The organism is Thalassomonas sp. RHCl1, assembly GCF_947387555.1.
Taxonomy (GTDB): domain Bacteria; phylum Pseudomonadota; class Gammaproteobacteria; order Enterobacterales; family Alteromonadaceae; genus Thalassomonas.
On the sequence record NZ_CANDNZ010000001.1, the window covers coordinates 540,776 to 564,752 of the forward strand.

General features: G+C 47.9%; 17 protein-coding genes. 10 read left to right on the forward strand and 7 right to left on the reverse strand.

Annotated elements, in window-relative coordinates:
* Positions 1 to 9 precede the first annotated feature (9 nt).
* Entirely contained in the window at positions 10 to 1,557 is a 1,548-nt protein-coding gene (locus tag QL234_RS02475) for an ATP-binding protein (RefSeq protein WP_281556272.1), read from the reverse strand.
* Between the two features lie 563 nt (positions 1,558 to 2,120).
* Here QL234_RS02475 and QL234_RS02480 point away from each other — a divergent pair.
* The 3 genes from QL234_RS02480 to QL234_RS02490 all read left to right on the forward strand — a co-directional run bounded on the left by QL234_RS02480 (position 2,121) and on the right by QL234_RS02490 (position 7,588).
* Positions 2,121 to 3,680, forward strand: a complete 1,560-nt coding sequence (locus QL234_RS02480) for a serine protease (protein WP_281556273.1) — start codon at positions 2,121 to 2,123, stop codon at positions 3,678 to 3,680.
* A 235-nt stretch (positions 3,681 to 3,915) separates the two neighbouring features.
* Complete coding sequence (locus QL234_RS02485) at positions 3,916 to 4,338, forward strand: MaoC family dehydratase (RefSeq protein WP_281556274.1); 423 nt, start codon at positions 3,916 to 3,918, stop codon at positions 4,336 to 4,338.
* Positions 4,339 to 4,852: 514 nt separating this feature from the next.
* Positions 4,853 to 7,588 (forward strand): TonB-dependent receptor, encoded by a 2,736-nt coding sequence (locus QL234_RS02490; protein ID WP_281556275.1) that lies wholly within the window; start codon positions 4,853 to 4,855, stop codon positions 7,586 to 7,588.
* A gap of 184 nt (positions 7,589 to 7,772) precedes the next feature.
* Here the strand turns inward: QL234_RS02490 and QL234_RS02495 are convergent, their stop codons facing one another.
* A complete protein-coding gene (locus QL234_RS02495; RefSeq protein WP_281556276.1) occupies positions 7,773 to 8,189 on the reverse strand; it encodes a YbaN family protein in 417 nt (138 codons plus the stop codon).
* Between the two features lie 146 nt (positions 8,190 to 8,335).
* On the opposite strand from QL234_RS02495, the gene QL234_RS02500 reads away from it, so the two are divergent.
* The 5 genes from QL234_RS02500 (at position 8,336) to QL234_RS02520 (ending at position 14,501) form a co-directional block, all read left to right on the forward strand.
* Positions 8,336 to 8,521 carry a hypothetical protein gene (locus tag QL234_RS02500; protein ID WP_348650695.1) on the forward strand — a complete coding sequence of 62 codons (186 nt, stop codon included), beginning with the start codon at positions 8,336 to 8,338 and terminating at the stop codon, positions 8,519 to 8,521.
* Positions 8,522 to 8,793: 272 nt separating this feature from the next.
* Entirely contained in the window at positions 8,794 to 10,419 is a 1,626-nt protein-coding gene (locus QL234_RS02505; protein ID WP_281556278.1) for an alpha-glucosidase, read from the forward strand.
* A 689-nt stretch (positions 10,420 to 11,108) separates the two neighbouring features.
* A complete protein-coding gene (locus tag QL234_RS02510) occupies positions 11,109 to 13,706 on the forward strand; it encodes a TonB-dependent receptor (RefSeq protein ID WP_281556279.1) in 2,598 nt (865 codons plus the stop codon).
* A gap of 371 nt (positions 13,707 to 14,077) precedes the next feature.
* Positions 14,078 to 14,227: a hypothetical protein gene (locus QL234_RS02515; RefSeq protein ID WP_281556280.1), complete on the forward strand. Its 150-nt coding sequence runs from the start codon at positions 14,078 to 14,080 to the stop codon at positions 14,225 to 14,227.
* A complete protein-coding gene (locus tag QL234_RS02520; RefSeq protein WP_281556281.1) occupies positions 14,220 to 14,501 on the forward strand; it encodes a hypothetical protein in 282 nt (93 codons plus the stop codon). Before QL234_RS02515 ends, QL234_RS02520 begins: the two co-directional genes overlap by 8 nt.
* A gap of 414 nt (positions 14,502 to 14,915) precedes the next feature.
* Here the strand turns inward: QL234_RS02520 and QL234_RS02525 are convergent, their stop codons facing one another.
* Positions 14,916 to 16,214, reverse strand: coding sequence for a multifunctional CCA addition/repair protein (locus tag QL234_RS02525; protein WP_281556282.1), 1,299 nt, complete (start codon positions 16,212 to 16,214; stop codon positions 14,916 to 14,918).
* A 244-nt stretch (positions 16,215 to 16,458) separates the two neighbouring features.
* Between QL234_RS02525 and QL234_RS02530 the strand changes: the two genes are divergently transcribed.
* Both QL234_RS02530 and QL234_RS02535 read left to right on the forward strand, forming a co-directional pair.
* Positions 16,459 to 18,042, forward strand: coding sequence for an AAA family ATPase (locus tag QL234_RS02530; RefSeq protein ID WP_348650696.1), 1,584 nt, complete (start codon positions 16,459 to 16,461; stop codon positions 18,040 to 18,042).
* 11 nt (positions 18,043 to 18,053) lie between these two features.
* The gene (locus tag QL234_RS02535; RefSeq protein ID WP_281556284.1) at positions 18,054 to 18,935 is read left to right on the forward strand and encodes a general secretion pathway protein GspB; all 882 of its coding nucleotides are present in this window, start codon (positions 18,054 to 18,056) and stop codon (positions 18,933 to 18,935) included.
* A 110-nt stretch (positions 18,936 to 19,045) separates the two neighbouring features.
* Here the strand turns inward: QL234_RS02535 and leuD are convergent, their stop codons facing one another.
* The 4 genes from leuD to leuA form a co-directional block, all read right to left on the reverse strand.
* A complete protein-coding gene (leuD, locus tag QL234_RS02540; RefSeq protein WP_281556285.1) occupies positions 19,046 to 19,642 on the reverse strand; it encodes a 3-isopropylmalate dehydratase small subunit in 597 nt (198 codons plus the stop codon).
* 13 nt (positions 19,643 to 19,655) lie between these two features.
* On the reverse strand, positions 19,656 to 21,050 hold the full coding sequence (gene leuC / locus QL234_RS02545) for a 3-isopropylmalate dehydratase large subunit (protein ID WP_281556286.1): 1,395 nt from the start codon (positions 21,048 to 21,050) through the stop codon (positions 19,656 to 19,658).
* Positions 21,051 to 21,134: 84 nt separating this feature from the next.
* Positions 21,135 to 22,226: a 3-isopropylmalate dehydrogenase gene (leuB, locus tag QL234_RS02550; RefSeq protein ID WP_281556287.1), complete on the reverse strand. Its 1,092-nt coding sequence runs from the start codon at positions 22,224 to 22,226 to the stop codon at positions 21,135 to 21,137.
* A gap of 5 nt (positions 22,227 to 22,231) precedes the next feature.
* Entirely contained in the window at positions 22,232 to 23,818 is a 1,587-nt protein-coding gene (gene leuA / locus QL234_RS02555; protein ID WP_281556288.1) for a 2-isopropylmalate synthase, read from the reverse strand.
* Between the last annotated feature and the right edge of the window lie 159 nt (positions 23,819 to 23,977).

A 23,977-nucleotide genomic window follows, 5' to 3' on the forward strand; every position in this document is an offset into this window, starting at 1 on the left:
CATTGGCGGCTATTCATTGGCGCTGAGCTTTCTGGGCCAGCTAAAGAGCAACTTGGCGCCGCCGCTGCTGCTGTTGGCTACACTGATTTCGCCGGTATGCCAATGGGCGATTTGTTTTACGATTGCCAGGCCTAAACCATAACCGCCGGATTGCCGGTCGCGACTGGCGTCGAGCCGTTTAAAAGGTTCAAATACCGAGTTACGGTCTTTTTCCGGAATGCCGGGGCCGTTATCCGCTACCCAGATTTTTTGTTGCTGATCGCAAAAGTCATAGCCGATTTCTACTTTGTCGGTGGCATATTTAAGGGCATTGATGATCAGGTTTTCTATCGCCCGGTGCAGGTATCGCCGGTCAGCAAAAAAGGTTTCGCAGCTATTGGCCGGGTAGGTAATAGTGACGGCTGGGTTATTTATTTTCAGTTTATGGTTGAGCTGGCTGAAGAACTCACCCACCGAAATCGGTTCCAGATCCAGGGCCGGCAGATCCTGCTTTAATTTTGAAAAGGTCAGTACTTCATCGATCAGGCTTTCAAGTTCGTCGAGATCTTTTTCAATGCCGGAGGCCTGTTTGCTTAGCAGCGGATTTTGATAATCTTCGATTGCCGCAGTGCGAAAACGGATGCGGGTGACCGGGCTCCTGAGTTCATGGGAGATGGCGCCGATCATTTCGGTTTGGGCATCGATAAGTTTATGTATGCGTTGCGCCATGGTATTGACCGTGTTGGATAATTTCCCGATAGCATCTGAGCCCAAAGGGGCCGGCATGGATAAGTCTTTGTCATGGCCGATAAGTTCTATCTGTTTATCTATACTGGCCAGGCGTTTTTCCAGCGGGCTGACCAAGAGATAACTGGAGATGGCCATTAACACTAAAATGGCCAATACACCCAGTAGAATAAGGGATGCCGGGAACCATTCGAAAAAAGGAATATCCCCCAGGACCAGTACATAAGGGCTGTTACCCAGGGGAGCATAGGCCTGCAGTGCCGGTACGCTGGTGGTGGAGTTTTTTAATACCACGGAAATATCCCGTTTTTCTATGGTGCGGATATTGGTTGTCGGCAAATGCAATTTTTTTAAGGTTTTTAATTGAATAGGGTAGTTGAACATAGATCTGATATTGTCCAGTGCCTGCAGCCTTTGCTCGTTTTTATGGCGCCCGAGCTCATTAAGTATCAGAAACGCGCTGGTGCGTACCAGGGAGCTGCCAAAGTCTGCCAGCTTAACCTCTAAATACTGTTCTTTATCGGCGAGTTTGATCAGTACCTGCCCGCCGGATAACAGCGGATTGATATTAAAAACATATGTATCCCGTTGCAGTTGTTGATAGCGCTTAGTTGTCAGTGCTTTGCTGCTGATGTGCCTTTGTTCAAAAGTCAGATCACTGATTTTCTCAATTGCCGATAACCATAACCTTTGCTTTTCACCCTGGTGACGGGCTGCACCTTCGCTGATCAATCGAAAAGTACCGCCATAATTTTCCTGTACATGGGTAGAAATCCGGTGTTTGCTGACGTAATAACTGCACACGGCAATTACCAGCATTATGGCTATCATGGCCAGGAACATTCCCATGTAAATTCTTACAAAAATACTGCGCATTAACTGCTCACCCGGTTGTACTTGGTTCTTTTTATCTGCTTAGGTTTGCCGGGGGAATAAATAAGGTTAGTAAGTTTGCTAACAGGGCCGGTCAAAACTGAGATAGTGATTATGTAGAGTTAGTAAACCGTATTGGCTTGGGGATTAGTAGCAAGCCATTGTAGGCTTTTGTATCGGTTTGTACGGCCTGATTGTACATGCTGGCCTGTTGCCTGGTTTTCGCTGCTAAGCCATAGATTTTCTGGGTTCAGTGCCACTCCCCCTGTCTTGATAATCTCCGGATAATAATCTTTGAAAATATATTTAACTCTTAAAAATCATGTGGTTGATGGTTTTGTATGCGAGTAAGGGAGTTTTGGGCCTTGTTGATACATTTGGATACATTCCGCTAATTTTTGTCACTACAGCGGCGGTGGCCTTGGGGCAATAATCAACTGGCGACATCGGCAATAGCTAGTTGAATTTAATACAGCGGGTGTCGGTTAAGGAATACAACTAAAACTTCAGAGGTTAGAACTATGTTGAAAAAATCGTTAATAGCTTTAGCAGTATTAGCCAGTACATCGGCTTTTGCCGGAACCACCATTAAATCTAATAGTGGCTTGCCTTCTATCCGCATTGTCGGCGGGGAAGAATCAGTTCCTCATTCCCGTCCTTATCAGGTGTCTTTACAATCAACTGACGGCAGCCATTTTTGTGGCGGTTCGCTTATTGGTGACGACCTGGTATTAACGGCTGCCCATTGTATGGAAGGGGTTGATGGTAATAATCCTGAACTTCAGGTACGTGTCGGTGCTCACAGTTTAACTGACGGCTCAGGCCAGGTTATCCAGGTGGCAACTACCTATACCAATCAGGAATATCCGGATTTGTCAAAAGATGTCGCGGTACTGAAATTGGCTGAAAAGGTCACCGACAGCAATGCCGCAGCGCTAACTTTAGCTGATGATGCTTTCTTTACTGCCAACATGGCTGCCGGTAAAGACATGCTGGTTTCCGGCTGGGGGACGTTAAGCTCAGGCGGTGAAATGCCTGATAAACTGATGGAAGTCACCGTACCTTATGTCACCAATGAAATTTGTAACCAGGCATCGGCTTATGACGGTGAGGTTCAGGATACAGAAATGTGTGCCGGTTTAGCCGAAGGCGGTAAAGACTCGTGCCAGGGCGACAGTGGCGGACCTTTGGTGGTAGATACCGGCAATGGCATGGTACAAGTGGGTGTTGTCAGCTGGGGTGAAGGTTGTGCGGCCGAAGGTAAATATGGCGTATATGCCAATGTTGCCAGCCTTAAAACCTGGATAGACAGCGCCGCTGCCGGTAACGAAGAGCCGTCAGGCCTTGTTGGCGGTGATGATGACTGGGAAGGCGATGACTGGGAAGGAGATGATTATGAAGAAACCAGCTATATGGCCTTCCAGGAAAGCTTCAGCTACAGCCCGGATGAAGAAGCGTTAGAGTTTGTTTTAGATGTGCCTGAAGGTATCAATGTACTCTACATTGCCACTGCCGGCGGTGAAGGTGAACTTGATATCGTTGCCGAGAGAATTGGTGACAGCACAGGTGAAGGCGACTGGGGCGACGACGACTTCGGTGATGACGACTTTGGCGATGATGACTTTGGTGATGACGACTGGGGCGATGACGACCAGGGCGATGACGACTTTGGCGATGATGACTTTGGCGATGATGACTGGGGTGATGATGACTGGGGCGATGATGACTGGGGCGATGACGACCAGGGCGATGACGACTGGGGCGACGATGACTGGGGCGACGATGACTGGGGCGATGACGACCAGGGTGATGACTCTGGTGATGACGAATCCGGTGACGACGGCCGTGACTGGTTCTGGAAAAAAGACGGCAATAAAAAAGCCCTGAAAACAGCTAAAGCCACCAGAGAAGGTGATGACGAAGCTGCTGAAGAAGAAACTGAAAGCATTATCGTGGAAGCCGTTGGTGAAGGTACTAATAAAGTACTGTTACTTGAGCGTCCGGTATCGGGTGAGTGGAAGATCACTTTCTCTTCAGCCTCTGAGCTTGAAGATGTTGAATTGACAGTGTTCTCTCACTAAAGCGATAGATACTTTTGTGAATTTTAGTGGAGAAATTCTCTTGAACAGCTTGGTTGATGGACGCATTGATTAACTTGGTTTTTAGAGGAGAAAAGCAGACCTTAAAAGGTTGATGGCAAAAAGCTTCGTGGTAAAACACGAAGCTTTTTTATTTATTACCGGTTTTTAGCTGTGGTTATTTGCAGCTGAAAAGGTAATATCGAGATTTATTTGTAACTTTTAGCAAATGGTTGTCATGGACGAAAAAATTAAATCAGGATACAGCTTTGAAGAGAAAAGGATATTCTCTGAAAGTGACTTGCAAAAATTGGCTTTAGCATGCGGTGATATGAATTTTATTCATCATGATATCAACAAAGCCAAAGACAGCCGCTTTGGTGAGATTATTGCCAGTGGCAGTGCAATTTCAGCGCATTTTTCTGCGATGATTCCCACCCATATATCCAAAATGAGTCCTATGTTAGGTTTGGAAATGTCATTTAAGTTTCCGGCACCCATACGGGCAAATACCGAGATTACGATGAAGTGGCAGGTGAGTGAGACCCAGGAAAAACCAGATGCAGGCACTATAGTTAGACTAACAGGAAAAATCTTTGATGAGGAGAATACTGTTTTAGTCATAGGGACTGCCGCAATAATGTTATTGCCAAACTTATAAGGTCTTTCAGGTTTTTACTTGTCCTGATCCGGCGCCGGTGTTTTTTGGCAAATGGATAAAATACCTGATACCGGCAGTAACCGGCACAAGTTATGGTTCGTGATGTTCCTTTATATTAAGGCTCGAAACAAAAGCCTTTGAAATGCCAGCCCTCAAGTGTCTTTAGTTAAGCCTCTAATCACCGGAAGATATCTCAGCATGCCGGTTCCGGCGAAACCGGGAGATCTTAATGTCAGTTAGCAAGGGGATGCTTCAAAGCCGCAACCTTGCTGCTTTGAAGTACATTTTCTTCATTTTTTCTTCACGCTTATTTAACGAAAAATTCAATGAGTTGAAAAAATAACCTGCAAAAGGTGATTAATTCCTCTATACTCAAAATCCAGCAAATCATTGTATACAATATAATGTATATGTGTTGCTGGTATAACTTATTCCCGAAAATAATAAAAACTCTGATAAAAACAATGCCTTCAGCTGTAACTGGTATGTGGGCGCATAAGCTAAGAGAGGAAATATGAAAACTAAAGGCTTTGAATCTAATTTTAAAAAATCTCTGGTTGCCCTTGCTCTGGGGTCGTTATTGTCAACCGCACCGGGCGTGGTACTTGCTGAAGAAGTCGTGGTCGATGCGGCTGCGCAGCAGGTTGAACGTATTGAAATTACCGGTTCCCGTATTAAGCGGGTGGATACCGTCGGGGCTTCGCCGGTCACGGTTTTTGATTCGGTACATATTGAAAAGCTTGGCTTTTCTACCGTGGCGGAAGTGTTGCAGTTCAGTACTTTTAATGCCGAAGGCAGCGGCGGTAACCGCGCCAATAATACCTGGTCGTCACAGCAAACTATAGAGTTACGAGGCCAGAGCCTGTTTCATACCCTGGTATTATTAGACGGCCAGCCCATGGCTAAATCGCCGATTCTTGATGGCGGTGCGTCCAGTATCAATGACTTGCCCCTGGCGGCGGTTGAGCGTATTGAAGTGCTCACCGATGGTGCCTCGGCTGTTTATGGCTCAGATGCTATTGCCGGTGTGGTAAATATTATCCTGAAGAAAGACTTTGACGGTATTCAGGTAAAAGGCACCACAGAGCGGGCAGAAATCAGCGGCGGTGATCGCAATACCTTTAGCCTGGTTACCGGCACCCGGGGTGAGAGAAGTTCATCCATTTTTGTTTACGAGCATGACGAACGCAGCGCTATCGGCCTTGCGGATATTGATTATGCCAAAGCCCGGGTGGTAGATGGCGATCCCGGCGATATTAACAGCTGGTTTGGTTTGTCGACCTCGTCCCGTGTCATTGTAGACGGCAGTAATTATGACTGGAAATCCCCGCAACGGGATGGTCAGTGTGATAGTTTCGGCAAGCAATATGTCGGCCCTTTAGGTGATTCCGCCTACCCCAATGATGTGATTTGTGCCTATGACTACACCCAGGATGCCGAATATCGCCCTCATACGGTGCGCGATAACATTATGGCCAGCTTCCAGTATGAACTGACCGATGAACTTGAATTTTATGTGCGTGGTTACTGGGCCCATATGAACTCCACCGATGTCTCGGCTGCCGCCAGTGTTCGTGGTGTGACCTTTGAAAATGACCTGCCTGAAACCGATACTCTGATCGCTGTTAATGCTGGAGACAGCCTGCGCTACCGTTTTACCGAGTTTGGCCCGCGCACCGCAGAATATAATAATGATGTCCAGGATTTAAGCTTAAGTTTGACCGGCGACTATGAAGATTTTGACTGGGATTTCAACTATAACTTTAACCGTTATACCATGCGCTCGTTTGGCAGCAACTATGTCCAGGAAGGTTTGGTTGCCGGGGCTATCGGGGTTTATAACGAAGAGTTGGATCAAATTATCGACCCTAACTTATCTAATGTCAGCCAGGGAGAAATTGTTGCCGGTTGGGATCCACGCGATGCCAACTCTGCTGCGCCGGATTATATCAAGGCCAACTTTGACCGCGACCTGGAAATGAAACAGGAGAGTATCAGCGGCGGGGTCGGTTTTGAAACCTTTGAGTTACCAGGCGGCTCTATCGGGGTTTATCTTGGCGCTTCATATCGGGAAGTGCGACTGAAAAATCTGGTAGATGCCCAGTCGGATGCCGGTAATGTTGTTGGTGGCTCCGGTGGTTCTGCCGGCATTTCCGAGCGTGATATCGTTGCCGCCTTTGCTGAAGTTGGCATGCCGATCACCGATGAACTCGAGCTTAATATTGCTGCCCGCTATGATGACTACAGTGACTTTGGCGATACCTTTAACCCTCAGTTATCTGCCCGCTACCAGGTGATGGATGATTTGGTGGTACGCGCTTCCTGGGGTACGGGGTTCAGGGCGCCAACCCTGGTTGATATCAACCAGTTGTCGGCGGTAGGTTATGTTGACGTTAAAGATTATGTCGCCTGTTATAATGATGGCCTGGACTTGCTTGGCGGTGACGAATGTAACATTAGCCGTAATGTCGCCGTGGACACCTCAGGCAACAAAGAATTGACCCCGGAAGAGTCCACCACCTGGAATGTCGGTTTTGCCTATAACATTACCGATGATGCCTATATTAAAGCGGATTACTGGAGTATCGAACTTGAAGAGCTGATCACTGAATTTGATGAGCATGATGTCATGTGGCACTCCGCCCGTTTACTGGCCCAGGGCAGCAGTTCAACCGTAGCGGATGCCTTTCCCGGCACAGGTTTTGAGCGCGATGCCCAGGGTCGCCTGATCGGGGTTAACAGTACTAAGGTTAACCTCGGGGACTCTAAACGCCGCGGGATGGACATCGAGCTGGGCTGGAAGGCTACAACTGAACTCGGTGATTTTTCGGCCGTGGTTAACTGGGCCCATACCTTTGAAACGGTTTTTTCTGAAATCAACGATCAGGGGGTGTTAGAAGAGGGCACGGATGAAGCCGGTGATATTGGTTCGCCGGATGATATCGTCAACTTAAGCCTGAGCTGGAACATGGGGGATCATACCCTAAGTTCTTACACGGTTTTTTACGATAAGCAGGTTGATGCTTTTGATTCCGGGGATAACCCCAACAGCCTGCCTTCCTGGGCTATGACTAACTTTACCTACAGGTTAGATCTTGCCTGGAATGCCGATATTTCCGTCAAAGTGCTTAATGCCTTTGACCGTGAAGTGCCGTTGCAAAAATGGGAAGGTGATGTTACCGACTCTGATTACCGCCTGTACCCGGTGCGTGGTCGGGCATTATCGTTAAGTTACAGCCAAAGCTTTTAAGCTTATCAAATGATAGCTTCCGGGGGCGACCCGGTAGCTTTTAAATAAACGGCTCCGGATGTGAGCCGTTTTTTATACACGGATGTATTTATCCAGCGGATTCATGGACGAGCTGCTATCAGCAATTATGCTGTGAACTCATGTTTTTATAGGGCTCTGAACGACGGCCGTGATTGGCAGGGCATTAAACCTCATTGCCCTGTTTGTTTTGCTTTAAAACAGTCTCTCCTTCTTTGGCGTTAATGCGTGACGGCCTGCTCCAAATATAAGCCAGGGCAATGATCACGGTGAGCACTACCAAGAGCTTGGTCCACCAGGCAAGGCCAAGAAAAAATATCGGGTAGGAAATCATAACCAGCATCATAGTTGTAGACAGGCATTTTACTTTAAACGGAATAATACCGTAGCTTTCCCAGTCGCGCAGCATGCCGCCGAATAGGCGATGATTAAGCAGGTAAAGGTGAAATTTTTTCGAGCTTTTGGAAAAACAATAGGCGGCCAGGATAATAAAAGGGGTGGTGGGTAACAGCGGTAATATGACTCCGATGGCGCCGATCAATAAAAAGGTAAAACCCAGAAAAAGGTGAATAAGTCGGTACATGGAGATTATCCTGTGCTGTAATTAGCGCTATTATACCTGAAAATAAACAGGTCAAAAACCGCCTTAAAGTGAAGTATTTAGATCTCTTTAAGATGTTTGTAGTGCGCTAAAGGCACAGGAAAAGGAGAATATCAGTGAAGCTGATAATGAAAACTGAATTTGATAACCTGAGATTAAACGACGATCACGGTTATGAAACCGACAGTAACGGCGATAAGCAGGTGGTTAAAATCTACTGCGGAGAGCAATTGATAGCCAAAAAAATCAAGCATAAAAAGTCGCTGCGTTATTTTGCTATCGACGGCTATGAAAAATTTTTGACTGCGGAGTAATTTGCCTGCCGTTGCCGGAAAAAGGCAATGGAATTTTCTCCTATATCCGGCTGCGGCACGGGGAAGTTTATCAGGCGGTATTTATCGGTGACATTTTGGCTCCGCCATACATACGTATGCATAGCCGCTAAGCCCCCGGGAATGGCTGCATACGTATGCAGACTTATTGCACAAGGCCTGCCGGGTATTTATGCTGAATCCTCTTTCTCCTTCGTTGTGATCTTATTCACCAAAATGAAAAATAATCACCGTAATGACAATTTGGATTGCCAATGAAACAACAACCCTGGTGGCGTGGCGCCGTTATTTATCAAATTTATCCCCGCAGCTTTATGGATGCGAATCAGGACGGAATAGGAGATCTGGCCGGTATTGTTGATAAATTCCCGTATATCAAAAGCTTGGGCGTGGATGCGATTTGGGTGTCGCCCTTTTTTAAATCGCCGATGAAAGATTTTGGCTATGATATCAGTGACTATCGTGAAATTGACCCCATGTTCGGCTCTATGGCAGATTTTGACCGCTTGATTACCGTGGCCAAAGAGGCTGGGGTGAAAGTGATCATCGACCAGGTGCTCAGCCATACTTCAGATCAGCATGCCTGGTTCCAGCAAAGCCGCCAGGATAAAAGCAATGACAAGGCCGACTGGTACGTCTGGGCAGACGCCAAGCCCGACGGTACGCCGCCAAATAACTGGTTATCTATTTTCGGCGGCAGTGCCTGGCAGTGGGAACCGCGCAGAGAGCAGTATTACCTGCATAACTTTTTAACCGAACAGCCGGATTTGAATTTCCATAACCCTGAGGTACGTCGTCATGTGCTCGATAATGTCGAGTTTTGGCTTAAGCGCGGGGTAGACGGTTTCCGTCTTGATGCCATCAACTTCTGTTTCCATGATCAGCAATTACGGGATAACCCGGCCAAGGCCAGTGAAGACAGAAAAGGGCGGGGCTTTAGCGAAGATAATCCTTACGCCTATCAATATCACCATTATGATAATACCCGGCCGGAAAACCTTGGTTTTATGGAAGACATCCGTGCGTTAATGGATAAATATCCCGGGGTGGTATCGCTCGGGGAAATCTCCTGTGAAGACTCCCTCAAAGCCATGTCCGACTATACCCTGGGCAATAAACGCTTGCATATGGCCTACAGCTTTGAGCTGTTAACCAAAGATTTCAGTCCGGCCTATATCCGGAGCACAGTAGAAACCCTGGAAGCAAACTTAACCGACGGCTGGCCTTGCTGGGCGATAGGCAACCATGACGTTACCCGGGTGCTTAGCCGCTGGGGTAAAGGCAATACCAGCCCTCAATTGGCGAAAATGCTTAATGCCATGTTGTTATCCCTGCGCGGCAGTGTCTGCACCTACCAGGGGGAAGAGCTGGGCCTGACGGAAGCGGAAATTGCCTTTGAGCAGTTACAGGATCCTTACGGCATTACCTTCTGGCCAAACTTTAAAGGGCGTGACGGTTGCCGTACCCCTATGCCCTGGTTTGAACACCAGGTAAATGGCGGCTTTTCGTCGGGGGAGCAAACCTGGTTGCCTGTACCACAAGAGCACAGGGCCAGCGCCGTTGATCGTCAGCAGCAAGCGCAAGACTCGTTATTATCGGCTTACCGGCAATTTGTCCGCTGGCGTAAATCGTATCCTGAGCTGTTATACGGCGATATTGAATTTATTGATACGCCGGATGATATCTTAGCTTTTATCCGTCGCGATCAGGACAGGGCCCTGCTTTGCTGTTTTAACTTTGCTGATAGCACCAGCTTGATGCCATTAATGTCCGGGATGAAGTTGTCTGCGCTTGAAGGGCATGGATTTCAGTCGCTGAGCCAGGATAATGATGCTCTGGTGTTAGCCCCGCATCAGGCGGTATTTGCCCGGCTGGTCTAACCGGGCTTAGCCTGTTATAGATTTGTTTTTCCATCAGGCCGGCGGTAATTATTGCTTAATTACCGCCGGCTTTTTTTATTCTTCATTGTTTTCCCCGGGTATGCCTTGGCCGGATCTTTTAAGTTAACAGTCGTCTGTTAATGGCCGCCATTATCTGGTGTGTCAGGAATAGTTATTTAAAATTTTTAGCTAATTATTTGTTCTGGTTTGGCCTGGAATTGACGGATTAAGCAACAGCAGTTACCCGGGCGGTGACCGTCAATAAAAGTTGGCTGATTTTTGCTGTTGTATTCTTGTAAATTTATTGTACTTTATTTGTTTGATTTTTTTACGGATAAAAAAAATTTTTATTTTTATTTATTTTTTTTTGAACTTTTTCATTTTCGATGAAATACGAATAATTTCGCAGGTGTGTTTTTTTTGAAATGGCTATAAGTATCGCCAATTATGGGGCTGCGGGCTTTGATCATAATCAAGGTGTTTAAGGTTAAAGGTTAACTTACCTTGAATAATTGATGGTTATTTAACCGAATAAAGTTCGGTTTGAGTTCCAAGCCTCTTGTAATGCGGTTTTAGCTGTTTTATAAATAATTGCAGCTAGTGAATTTTTGAGCAATAACAAAAATCACTCAGTGAATAAAAATAGATAATTATAAAAACTTAATTACCATTATTGGGAAGGAAATAACATGTCTACTAAATTTCGTACCGCTACGTTAGCCCTAGCCGTGGGCTTTGCGTTAGGTACAGTGCCAGCCTACGCTGCCGAATCTGATGCCGCAGCAAAAGAAAAAGACGTTGAGAAAATAGTGGTTGTTGGTTCTAGGGCCGCGCCACGTTCTGTTGCCGATTCTCCGGTTCCTGTTGATCTGATCGGCGGTGACGAATTGGCTAAATCCGGCTCTACCGATATGCTCGATATGCTGGTGGGAGCGATTCCTTCTTTTAACGTTCGCGCTCAGCCTATCAGTGATGCTGCTACCTTGATTCGTCCGGTAAACCTGCGCGGTTTATCTTCAGACAGTACCTTAATTTTATTAAACGGCAAACGCCGTCACCGTGCCTCGGTTATTGCTTTCCAGGGAGGCGGGGTTAACGATGGTGCCCAGGGTCCTGATATTTCCGTTATTCCAAGTGTTGCATTAAAACAGGTGGAAGTATTACGTGACGGTGCTGCGGCCCAGTACGGTTCAGATGCCATTGCCGGTGTCATGAACTTTGTCTTAAAAGATGATGCCGACGGCGGTTCTATCTCGGTAAAACGTGGTGAATATTACGAAGGCGACGGCGCCGCAACAATTGTTGACGGTAACCTGGGTTTGCCTTTCACCGATGATGGTTTTGTCAATTTAAGTTTTCAGTTGAAAAACGCCGATGCGACCAGCCGCAGCGTACAAAGACCTGATGCCCAGGGATTGAGCGACTCAGGTAACACTTCGATAAATGATCCGGCGCAAGTCTGGGGTAACCCGGAAATTGAAGATGATATTACCCTTTTTGCTAATGTCGGCCTGGATTTAGGCAATGATAATGAGTTTTACATGTTTGGTAACTACTCCGAACGTGATGCTACCGGTGGTTTCTACTACCGTAACCCGCATAACCGCGGTAACGTTTACTCGGTTGATGACGGTGAAACCTTATTGGTGGGAGATTTGGACGGGGTAGGCACGGGTATTGAGTGTGAAACTATTCCTATTTTGGTTGACCCTGATACCGGTAACAGTAACGTCCTGGGGCAGGATGACTATGCCTTAATTGCCGATAACAGCACCGCATATGGACAGAACTGTTTTGCTGTGAATGAGATGTATCCGGGCGGTTATACCCCTTCATTTGCCGGTAATATTGTTGATACTGCGTTAACAATTGGAACTAAAGGGGAAATCAGTGGTGGTTTCCTTGATGAAGCCTACTATGATTTGAGCGGCTCGGTTGGCCGAAATGCTTCTACCTTCTTCCTGAACAATACCATTAACCCGTCATTAGGGCCGGAAAGTCCGATGTCATTTGAAACGGGTAAATATATCCAGTTAGAGAAAACCTTTAACTTTGATATTTCTAAAGGGGTTGAAGTTGGTCTGGAAGAGCCGATGAATGTTGCTGCCGGTCTGGAATGGCGTGAAGAAAGCTTTGAAATCGTGGCCGGTGAAGAAGCCTCCTGGAAAGCGGGTGACTTGGCGGATCAGGGCTTTAGCATAGGTTCACATGGTTTTAAAGGTTTTGGTCCTGAATCAGCCGGTGAAAATGTTCGCCGCAATGTTGCCGCTTATGTGGATGTAGAAACCTACTTTACCGATGCCTTTATGATGGGGGCCGCGGTACGTTATGAGGACTTCACCTCTTTCGGCGATACCCTTAACTATAAGCTAACGGGGCAATTCTCTGTTAACGATGAATTCTCTTTACGTGCTTCACACAGTACCGGTTTCAGGGCGCCGACCGTAGGTCAGGCCAATGTGGTTAACACCCAAACCTCTATTGTTGAAGGTGATTTAATTCAGACCTTCCTGGCGCCACCGACTGATCCGTTATCTTCTTTCTATGGCGGTAAAGAGCTGGATCCGGAAGAGTCAGTCAGCTACGCCTTTGGTGGGGTTTATTCTGACGGTGCTCTATTTGTAACTTTGGATTATTACAACATTGAAGTAACCGACCGTATTGCCCAGTCGAGCCAGATAGACGTAGATCCTAATGATTACGATGCTCTTAGGGCGGCAGGTGTACAAAATCCTGAATTGATTTCAGCGGTAACTTACTTTGCCAATGATTTTGATACCACTACTCAAGGTGTTGATTTAGTTGCTAACTATGGTATGGAGTTATTTAACGGTGATACTCAGCTTAGCCTGGCGTATAACTGGAATAAAACCGACGTAGATAAATTTAACCCTGAAACCACAAACGAAGGTAAAGTACGTCGCCTGGAAGAAGGTATGCCAGAGCACAGAGCCACCTTTACCATAGCCCAGAGCTGGGATTCGGTCAGTATGTTTGTACGTACCAACTATTTTGGTGAGTATTATGCTACCCATGCCGATGATACTTCTGAATGGGGTTCTGAAACTGCATCATCGGCTGTAACCGTTGATGCCGAAGTCAGCTACTTCTACAGCGACAGCATTACCTTATCAGCAGGTGCCAATAACCTGTTCGACCAGGAAGCTGAAGAATTAAAACGTGGTGATGACCCTGCTTACGGTGTTTTAGGCGCTAAGTTTTACGAAAGTGGTCCGTTTGATTACAACGGCGGTTACTACTACGTGAAAGCTACTTATAACTTTTAATCTTTTGAGGTTAATAAGTTAATAAAAAGCCACATCGACGGATGTGGCTTTTTTATACACGGATGTATTTATCCGGCTGTGTTTTCGTTGACTGTTGCAGCCCTGTAACAAGTCATCAACCCCTGTTTTTATTCATATTTTTCATGTGGTTGATGTTTTCGTACTGCTATCAATACAGTGCAGGCAATTAACATAAATATTAAATGCCAACCCAGCCTGATTTTTCCGGTATTTTGTACTATCACTAACAGGTGAATTCCCCGTCAACGGAGGTGTTTAAAGAAGAGAACCAGCAGATAAACCAAGCGCTGCCCCCAAGTGCGACCACACTCAGAGACAGCTAACCACAACAGATAAAGTGAGTATCCATCATGGCTAAACCTAATGATATGCCAGAGTTTCACTCGGTTAAAGTTTCTTTAACAGAAAATATACCAGCCCCCATCGCCAGGCAGCCGCCGGCAGGTTATACCAACAGCTATATGCCGTTAACCTGCAAGGGAGGCAGAACTCATGTCTGAATCAAACTTACCGCTTACAGAAGATGAAATCAGAAGAGAGCAGCTGTCGAGCGATTTTGTCAATCTTAGTGATGACTTTAGTAAATTCAGTGAAGAATGTGCCTTTTTGTTTGATGCTTTTGCTGCGGTTGGCCGCGAGCCTGAATGCATCACCCCACATACCAGCGAAGGTATCAGGCACCTATGTTATTGGCTCAAATATCAGGTTATCGGTTACCGGGAGAAAATAGATGGGATGCAAGATAGCTGGAGAGTGCTTAGCCGCAAGAAGTAATGTTAACTACATAAGATTGACTATGGCGTAAACGGAGCAAAAGCCGGGCGAGTTAACGATAATAAGAGTTTCAGCTATGTCAGTGACCCGCCCGGTACTAAATGCAATCCAGGCCCCCTGAGGGGAATCGCCTTCCTGTTAGCGCATTTTAACTTAAGCGTTCGTGTTTACCTGTCTGTCTCTAGCAATTTATACCTTTTATCGCTATTGGCTACTAATCCTTATGTCGTGATAATCCCCCGTATAACTGAACTTTTCATACCGCAGTCTATACCGTGGTAAATAATTAACAGCAACACTAAATGTAAACAAAGCCATTTATCCAGTGCTTTACTTGTATAAAAAAGGATGAATAGGAGCTGGTTTTATATATGGCTCTGTCCCGTCCTGAGCTGGCTTGAGTAAATGCTTTATTTAGGGATGAGCAGGTGCTGTATGCGCGAGTTTTACTTTTACTTCGCCGATTGCCGCCAACCTGGCTGCATCTATCGCTTTTTTAATTTCCAAGCCCTTAAGCCCCTGCTCAACAAAGGCTTTGGCATTGATGGCGCTGGCTGCTTTTGCCGCAGCTCTTAAGTAGGCGGCCTGGGGGTAGGTTTTGTCTTCAAAACCTAAACGTCCTTTATAGTCGGCTTCACAACTCAGGAGAAAGTCTTCAAATTCTTCTGCTTTGCGCCAGGCATCTAACTGGTTAAACAGTTTTAATATCCTATGCTCATCAAGCTGAAAAGCCTTGTGGCACATCAGGTGAAATTCGCACACTTTCAATGCCAGGCGTTTGCAGTCGTTGGGAATTTTAAAGCGTTGGCATACCGCCTCCACCAGGGGCAAGCCGCTGGTTTCATGGCCGGGGTGGCTGGGTAAGGTTTCTTCTTCCGTCAGCCCTTTGCCTAAATCATGGCACAGGGAGGCAAAGCGGACACTGGTTTTATTTGACAGCTTAACCGACTGGGCCAACACCATCATGGTATGTAGCCCGCTGCATATTTCCGGGTGCCAGCGCTCAGGGTTGGGAATACCCCAGAGAATATCCAGTTCGGGAAAGAGCTCTTTAAGGGCACCGCACTGGCGTAGTACCAAAAAGAAAACTTCGGGGTTTTCTTCATCCAGACTACGCTGCATTTCTTTCCAGACTCTTTCTGCCGTTAATTGCTGCAATTCGCCGCTGGCGGAAATTTCTGCCATTAACGCGAGTGTCTCCGGGGCGACACTAAAGCCATATTGGTAATAACGGGCGGCAAAGCGGGCAACCCGCAAGACCCGCAACGGATCTTCAACAAAGGCATCAGACACATGTCGTAACACTTTGTTATTAAGATCTTGCTGGCCGTTATAGGGGTCTATGATCTCGCCGCTGTCTGACATTGCCATGGCATTAACCGTTAGATCCCGGCGCTTAAGATCTTCTTCTATGGTAACGTCGCTATCGGCGTAACAGACAAAGCCGGTGTAGCCCTGTCCCTGTTTACGCTCGGTTCTGGCCAGGGCATATTCTTCCTTGGTTTTTGGATGCAGAAATACCGGAAAGTCTTTGCCTACGGGCATAAAGCCGAGATCAAGCATTTGTTCCGGCGTTGCCCCGACCACTAAATAATCCCGCTCGGTGACCTCCCGGCCCAGTAGCTGATCCCTGACGGCGCCCCCCACCAGATAGGTATCAAGCGTGGAAGAGATATTATTGTCAGCAGGTTTATCGGCAACAGACACAGACATAAAAAAGACCAAAAGTTAACGCACAAAAGAAGCAGTTTACCATAAATCTGCCTTTATCTGGGTGACAAATTGATGATAGCCGTCGATGTTAATGGCCAACTGGCCTTTCGGCCTTTGACTTATCACAGGCAAAGGGGTAGTTTTACACGGTAATTTTATTCACCGTTTTCAGCTTATGTACACAGGATATTTTGGTTTAAAGGAAATCCCCTTTTCAATAGCGCCCAACCCTCATTATTTATTTATGAGTGTCCGTCACCGTGAAGCCCTGGCCCATTTAACTTACGGTTTAGGTGAAACCGGCGGTTTTGTGCTGCTCACCGGGGAAGTGGGCACAGGGAAAACCACCGTCAGCCGTTGTTTGCTGGATCAGTTGCCGGAAAATACCCAGGCAGCCTTTATTTTAAACCCGACCTTATCAAGCCAGGAGTTGCTGGCTACCATCTGTGATGAGCTGAAAATTCGCTACCGAAAAACCGGGGCGACCCTGAAAACCCTGACCGATAAAATTCAGGAAAAATTGCTGAAAAATCATCAGGCGGGGTTAAATACCATTTTGATCATAGATGAAGCCCAGCACCTGCAGGCGGAAGTCTTAGAGCAGTTAAGGCTGTTAACCAACCTGGAAACCCACACCAAAAAGCTGTTGCAGGTGATCCTCATCGGCCAGCCGGAATTGCAGCAATTATTACAAAGGCGTGATTTAAGACAGCTGGCACAGCGCATCACCGCACGATACCATTTGCTGCCCCTTAACCGGGAAGAAGTGGCGCAATATATCCAGCACCGCCTGGCAATTGCTGAATGTCAGCAGCCCTTGTTTAACCGCCGGGCGATCACCACCATACACCAGCTGTCCAAGGGTATTCCCAGGCTGATTAACCTGTTATGTGACCGTGCGTTGCTCGGCGCCTACGGCGAAAACAAACAGGTTGTGGATAAAAAGCTGGTGTTGGGGGCTTCGGTTGAAGCACTCGGGGCTGAGCTTAGCAGGCAGCCCTGGTGGCAAAAAAGCGGCGGTAAATTAGCCCTGGCAGCGGGGCTGTTGGCACTGACCCTGACATTGGGCTTTGTTGCCGGAAATTATCAAGACAATGCTCTGGCTCAGCAACAAGAATCGTCCCTGCTGGCCGATGAAGCCAATAAGGCGCTGCAAACGACAGAAGCTGCTGAGCAAACACGGACTTCTCCTGAAACAAACTGGCCTTTAGTGATAGATTCCAGCCGCAGTTTACCCCTTGCTGTTAGGCATTTGTTTAGCCTGTGGCGTCTGCAGGTGGAAGATGAACTGAGTGAGCCGTGTCAGGTGGCAAGCAGTTATGAGTTAAGCTGTTATTGGTTTAAAGGTACTTTGCCGGCATTATTGAAGCTGAATTATCCGGCGGTCTTTAAGTTTATCGACACTAACGGCGTTGCCTTTTATGGTACCTTACTCGGGATCTCCCAATCAGGGGCATCAACCGATGGGGAAAGAGAGAGTTACCGTTTCCAGTTTAATCACCAGCAGCTGGAGATTGATAAAGCCTGGTTAGATCGCTATTGGCAGGGCGGGGCGGTGATATTCTGGCAGCCGCCTAAAAATGCCTTTTTTGAGGCCGTGACCAGCATAGGCGAGCAAAGCCCGGTTGAACTAATTCAGTGGCTGGAAAACAAGTTAAGCGAAAAGCAGCAACGACCGGCAAGAGAGGTTCAGGCCCTGGATGCGATGTTGAAAAACCAGCTGCGCCAGTTCCAGCGACAATACGGCATCGACAGCAGCGAAGCCAGGGAGCAAACCCTGATGTTATTGACCAATACCGTGGACCTGGGCCAGCCCATTTTTAAATAATTGAAGATTTTATGTCATATATATTAGAAGCACTTAAAAAAGAACAAACCAGTCAGGGACAGACGCCGACCTTACAGTCCGCTCCTGTGCCTGTGGCCATCGAAACCCGCTCAGCCTCAATAGGTTGGGGCGTATTGCTGACCCTGGCTATTTTTGCCGCTTTGCTGGCCGGTTACTGGTTGGGACAAAACAATCAGCAAGCGCAGGTTTTACCCGCTAATCACCAGCCGTTAAGTCAGGCTCCCGGGCAAGTTGATATTATTAGTGACAATAAGGGGCAAACGGCTCAGGCCTTAACACCCGTACCAAGTGAGCCTGTGGCTGAAGCTGCGACAGTTCCGGCAATAAATTCAGCGCCGCCTGTTAACAACAGCAATGAAAAAATTGCCGCCGAAAGCTACTTTGAACATCCCCCCGTTAAGCAGAAAGTGGAAAAACCTAGCGAGCCACAAATGGTGGTCAGTGCAGAAAAACCAAAGCAGCTGCCCCTTGATTTTAAAGTGGCACCACAAGCGGGAGTTTCCGATGATATGCTGGCCAGGTTCCAGTCTGCCATTGATGAAACCGGCAATAACGGTTTTGACGAAAACAGTGATGCTCAAGAGGGTGATGCTGATGATATGTCAAGTGCCGCCGCCTCAGGGGTAACGCCTTTAGGCAATATGCCGCTTTGGGTACAGCAAGGGATCCCGGATTTGCAATTTGAATTGCATATATTTGCCACTGATGGTGAAGGCTGGATCCGGGTCAACGGTGAAGATAAGTATCAGGGAGATCGTATTGCTGAAGACTTGACCCTGACGCAAATCTTGCCGCAGCAGGTGATTTTAAATTATCGCGGTGAAGACTTCAGTTTACCTGCCTTATCCAATTGGTCTTCGGCCGGAAATTAATTTTTCTTTTCTCACTCTTTCACATCCGTGTGATCGGGACAGTACATAAAAAAGGGCCGGATTTTATACCGGCCCCTTATTCTTAGTTCTTAGATATCAGCTATGCCGACCTATTGCCAGGCGGGCATTTTATCTTCGAATGCTTCAATTTTTTCCAGCTTGTTTAAGGTCCAGCCGACACTGTCGATGCCCTGCTCCAGGCAGTATTGCTGGAAGCTGTCCAGAGTAAAATCAAAGCGGCTGTCGCCAAAGCTGATATGATTGTTTGCCAGGTCGACATTTAACTCAATTTCCGTTTTTGCTGTGGCAGCAAACAACTGGTTAATTTCCTCATCGCTGAGCTTGATCGGCAAGATACCGATGTTAATGCAGTTGGCGTAAAAGATATCGGCAAAGCTCGGCGCAATAATCACCTTAAAGCCGTATTCCTGCAAGGCCCAGGGGGCATGCTCCCGGCTGGAGCCGCAACCGAAGTTCTCCCGCGCCAGCAAAATTGAGGCACCTTTATACCTGGCTTCATTTAAAATAAAATCAGGGTTATTTCGGGTGCCTGCGCCGTCGAGGTAGCGCCAGTCGTGGAATAAATGCTGGCCAAAACCAACACGTTCGGTTTTCTGTAAAAACTGTTTGGGAATGATTTGGTCGGTGTCGACATTGGCAATATCCAAAGGCACAACCAAACCTTGATGTCGGGTAAATTTTTCCATGATCTTTCCTGTATTAGCTGTTTAAGTCGACAAAGTGTCCGGCAATGGCCGCGGCGGCGGCAACTTCCGGGCTCACCAGGTGGGTGCGGCTGCCGCGCCCCTGGCGACCTTCAAAGTTTCGGTTACTGGTGGAAGCACATCTGTCGCCTTCCGCCAGTTTATCGTCGTTCATGCCCAAACACATGGAGCAGCCGGGCAGGCGCCATTCAAAACCGGCGTCGATAAAGATTTGCGCCAGGCCCTCTGCTTCCGCCTGCTCTTTTACCCGGTAGGAGCCAGGAACCACGATAGCATCTACCTTGGAAGAAACTTTTTTACCTTTAGCCACGGCGGCAGCGGCGCGTAAATCTTCGATGCGCGAGTTGGTACAGGAGCCGATAAAAACCTTATTGATATCGATATCGGTGATCTTGGTGCCTGCGGTTAAGCCCATATAGGCCAGGGCTTTAACGCAGGACTCTTTTTCAACCGGATCTGCAAAATCATCGGGGGAAGGCACCGCGCTGTCAATTGCCGTCACCTGGCCCGGCGTAGTGCCCCAGGTTACCTGGGCCTTGATGTCTTTGGCTTCTAAAGTGACCACGGCATCATATTGGGCATCGCTATCGGATTTCAGGGTTTGCCAGTCATTGACCGCTTGTTGCCAAAGTTCACCTTGAGGGGCATATTCCCTGTCTTTCAGGTAGGCAAAGGTGGTTTCATCCGGGGCAATTAAACCTGCCTTGGCGCCAAATTCTATGCTCATATTACAGACCGTCATGCGCTCTTCCATGCTCAGCGCTGTGATGGCCTCGCCGCAATATTCCACCACGTAACCTGTGGCTCCGGCGCTGCCGGTTTTACCGATAATCGCCAGGATAATATCTTTGGCGCTGATACCGACACCCACCTGGCCCTTAACCTCGATTTTCATGGTTTTGGCCTTGGTCTGGCGCAAGGTTTGCGTGGCCAGCACATGCTCGACTTCCGAGGTGCCGATACCAAAGGCCAGAGCGCCGAAGGCGCCATGGGTAGCGGTATGGGAGTCGCCGCATACGATAATGGTGCCCGGCAGGGTCAGGCCCAGCTCAGGTCCCATGACATGCACTATGCCCTGGTTTTTATGGCCCATGCCAAATAACTGGATACCGAATTCTTTACAGTTTTTCTCCAGGGTGCGCAGCTGATTGGCGGCCCCTTCTCCCGCGGCATCGATGGCGACAGAGCGGGTGGAAATATTGTGATCCATAGTGGCGATGGTGCGCTGGGGTTTACGCACCGGGCGGTTATGGAATTTTAAATTTGCAAATGCTTGCGGCGAGGTCACTTCGTGAATAAGGTGACGGTCAACATATAATAACGGCGTTTCACCGGCTTTTTCTTCAACCAGGTGCCGTTGCCATAATTTCTCGTATAAGGTGGTTGCCATGTTATAAGTCCTTACTGCTGATATATGGAAAATGAGCCTTGGTGTTGCAACTATCTATTGTCGGATATAAGGTGGTTGCCATGTTTATAAATCCTTAATGATATTGCAAATATAATCGCCCATCTCGCTGGTGGACTTGGCCTGGGAAGCGGTTTCCTGCGTTAACAGGTCCCGGGTAAATACCTGGTCAGCCAGGGTTTTTGCGACCGCCTGTTCTATAGCTGTTGCCGCCTGGTTTTGATTTAAGCTGTAACGCAGCAACAATGCCGCCGATAAAATCTGGGCGATGGGATTGGCGATGCCTTTACCTGCAATATCCGGCGCTGTGCCGCCGGCGGGTTCATACATGCCAAAGCCTTGCTCGTTTAAGCTGGCGGAGGGCAATAAACCCATGGAGCCGGTGATCATGGCGCAGATATCCGATAAAATATCGCCGAATAAATTCGAGCATAACATGACATCAAACTGGTCCGGATAACGCACCAACTGCATTGCGGCATTGTCGACATACATATGTTCAAGTTCAACATCCGGGTAGTCTTTTGCTACTTCATTAACCACTTCACGCCATAATTGCGAACTGGCCAGGACATTGGCCTTATCCACCGAAATGACCTTGTTGTTGCGCTTTTGCGCCGCTTCAAATGCCAGTTTGGCAATACGGGTGATTTCTTTGCGGCTGTAGACCATGGTGTCAAACCCGGTTTCATCCGGCGTGCCCTGGTTTTGGCGTCCCTTGGGTTCACCAAAATAGATGCCGCCGGTAAGCTCGCGCATCACCAGGATATCAAAACCCTGGCCTGAAATATCGGCCCTTAGCGGTGATAAATGGGACATGGCACTTTGCAATTGCGCCGGGCGCATATTGCAGAACAAACCAAAATGGCCGCGCAGCCCTAATAAAGAGGCGCGCTCCGGCTGCTCCGTTGGCGGCAGGTTTGCCCATTTGGGACCGCCGACCGAGCCGAAAAGAATCGCATCTGCCTGCTCACAGCCCTTGATGGTGGACTCGGGCAGGGCGGTGCCGTGATTGTCTATGGCGCAGCCGCCGACATCATAATGATGAAAATTCAGGGGAAAGCTGTATTTATCGGCAACGGTCTTCAGGACTTTTTCTGCCTGCGCCATAACTTCAGGGCCTATGCCATCACCGGCTAAAATTGCAATATTGGACATTTGGATTAAACACCTTGTGGTTTAGAGATTGAAGAGGATGGCGACTGCTTGGCACCGGCTTCTTTTTTTAACGCGCTGATGGTTTTCGCGCGATGAATACTGTTTAAGGTATGGATCAGCGCCTGCCCCGAGGCTTCGATGACGTCTGTTGCCAAGCCAAAACCGTGGAAGTTGCGCCCCTGCCAGGTGACCACTATATCTGCCTGGCCCAGACCGTCTTCCCCGGCACCTTTATTGGAAATCTTATAATCGGTGACTTCAAATTCGATATCCACCGCCTGTTTGATGGCGCGATATAACGCATCCACAGGTCCGTTGCCGGTGGCGGATTTGATTTGTCGCTCTTCACCCGAGGCCAGTTTGATACTGGCGGTGGCAAATTCGCCGCTGCCCGATTGCACCGTTAAATAATCGATATGATAAAAGTCCTGCATCTCCTGTTGCTGGATATTAAACAATAACGCCTCCAGGTCATCATCAAAGACCTGGCCTTTTTTATCCGCCAGCGCCAGGAAGTCGGCATATAACTGCTCCAGGTCATAATCGCTGTCCTGATAACCCAGGCTGGCCATGCGGTGTTTGATGACGTGGCGGCCGCTGCGGGAGGTTAAATTCAATTTGGTTTTGCTGATGCCGACACTTTCCGGGGTCATGATCTCATAGGTATTGCTGGCTTTTAACATACCGTCCTGGTGAATACCCGAGGAGTGGCTAAAGGCATTACCGCCGACGATAGCTTTATTTAATTGCACCGGCATATTGCATAAATGGCTGACCAGTTTGGAGGTACGGGCAATTTCCTGATGCTGGATGCCGGTGTGTAAACCCAACAGGCTTTCGCGGGTTTTTAAGATCATCGCCACTTCTTCCAGTGAGCAATTACCGGCACGCTCGCCGATGCCGTTGACGGTGCATTCGATTTGTCGGACCCCTGCCTGCACCGCGGCAATGGAGTTGGCTACCGCCAGGCCCAGGTCGTTATGGCAATGCACGGAAATAACCGCCTGGTCGATATTGGGCACCCGGTTGAATAACTGAGTGATGATGCCGCCGAATTCCGTCGGCACGGTATAACCTACGGTATCGGGAATATTGACGGTAGTGGCGCCGGCTTTAATTGCCTGTTCGACCATGCGGCATAAGTTGTCGATGGGCGTGCGCCCGGCATCTTCACAGGAGAATTCAACATCATCGGTGAAACGGCGGGCATATTTGACCGCATGTACTGCCATGGCTTCGATATCGGAAAACTCTTTGCGCAATTTTTGCTGAACATGCACGTCTGAGGTGGAAATAAAAGTATGGATGCGAAACGCTTCGGCGGGTTTTAACGCGTCGGCGCAGGCTTTGATATCGGCTTCCACCGCGCGGGCCAAGGCACATACCCGGGAGTTTTTGACGGTTTTGGCAATCTGTTGTACGGATTCAAAGTCACCGGGAGAGGACACCGGGAAACCCACTTCCATGATATCCACCCCCAAGCGTTCAATCGCCTGGGCAATTTGAAGTTTTTCATGCACAGACAAGCTGGCATTTAAGGCTTGTTCACCGTCCCGTAAGGTGGTGTCAAATATGATGACTTTGTTATCCATTGGTTATCCTTTGTTCTCTCTGTATGTTAAGTAAACCAGCGTCTAAAAACTCAGGCATAAAAAAACCCGCGTTACTGACGCGGGTTTTATATTTTTCATTATTAATTAAGCAATAAAAAACTATCCGCGTACCTTAAGTACGAGGAGGAGGTTAATTCG

Bases quoted from the DNA above. Each gene is read 5' to 3' on its own strand.
- QL234_RS02475 (WP_281556272.1), bottom strand. From the start codon at position 1,557: ATGATAGCCATAATGCTGGTAATTGCCGTGTGCAGTTATTACGTCAGC.
- QL234_RS02480 (WP_281556273.1), top strand. From the start codon at position 2,121: ATGTTGAAAAAATCGTTAATAGCTTTAGCAGTATTAGCCAGTACATCG.
- QL234_RS02485 (WP_281556274.1), top strand. From the start codon at position 3,916: ATGGACGAAAAAATTAAATCAGGATACAGCTTTGAAGAGAAAAGGATA.
- QL234_RS02490 (WP_281556275.1), top strand. From the start codon at position 4,853: ATGAAAACTAAAGGCTTTGAATCTAATTTTAAAAAATCTCTGGTTGCC.
- QL234_RS02495 (WP_281556276.1), bottom strand. From the start codon at position 8,189: ATGTACCGACTTATTCACCTTTTTCTGGGTTTTACCTTTTTATTGATC.
- QL234_RS02500 (WP_348650695.1), top strand. From the start codon at position 8,336: ATGAAAACTGAATTTGATAACCTGAGATTAAACGACGATCACGGTTAT.
- QL234_RS02505 (WP_281556278.1), top strand. From the start codon at position 8,794: ATGAAACAACAACCCTGGTGGCGTGGCGCCGTTATTTATCAAATTTAT.
- QL234_RS02510 (WP_281556279.1), top strand. From the start codon at position 11,109: ATGTCTACTAAATTTCGTACCGCTACGTTAGCCCTAGCCGTGGGCTTT.
- QL234_RS02515 (WP_281556280.1), top strand. From the start codon at position 14,078: ATGGCTAAACCTAATGATATGCCAGAGTTTCACTCGGTTAAAGTTTCT.
- QL234_RS02520 (WP_281556281.1), top strand. From the start codon at position 14,220: ATGTCTGAATCAAACTTACCGCTTACAGAAGATGAAATCAGAAGAGAG.
- QL234_RS02525 (WP_281556282.1), bottom strand. From the start codon at position 16,214: ATGTCTGTGTCTGTTGCCGATAAACCTGCTGACAATAATATCTCTTCC.
- QL234_RS02530 (WP_348650696.1), top strand. From the start codon at position 16,459: ATGAGTGTCCGTCACCGTGAAGCCCTGGCCCATTTAACTTACGGTTTA.
- QL234_RS02535 (WP_281556284.1), top strand. From the start codon at position 18,054: ATGTCATATATATTAGAAGCACTTAAAAAAGAACAAACCAGTCAGGGA.
- leuD (WP_281556285.1), bottom strand. From the start codon at position 19,642: ATGGAAAAATTTACCCGACATCAAGGTTTGGTTGTGCCTTTGGATATT.
- leuC (WP_281556286.1), bottom strand. From the start codon at position 21,050: ATGGCAACCACCTTATACGAGAAATTATGGCAACGGCACCTGGTTGAA.
- leuB (WP_281556287.1), bottom strand. From the start codon at position 22,226: ATGTCCAATATTGCAATTTTAGCCGGTGATGGCATAGGCCCTGAAGTT.
- leuA (WP_281556288.1), bottom strand. From the start codon at position 23,818: ATGGATAACAAAGTCATCATATTTGACACCACCTTACGGGACGGTGAA.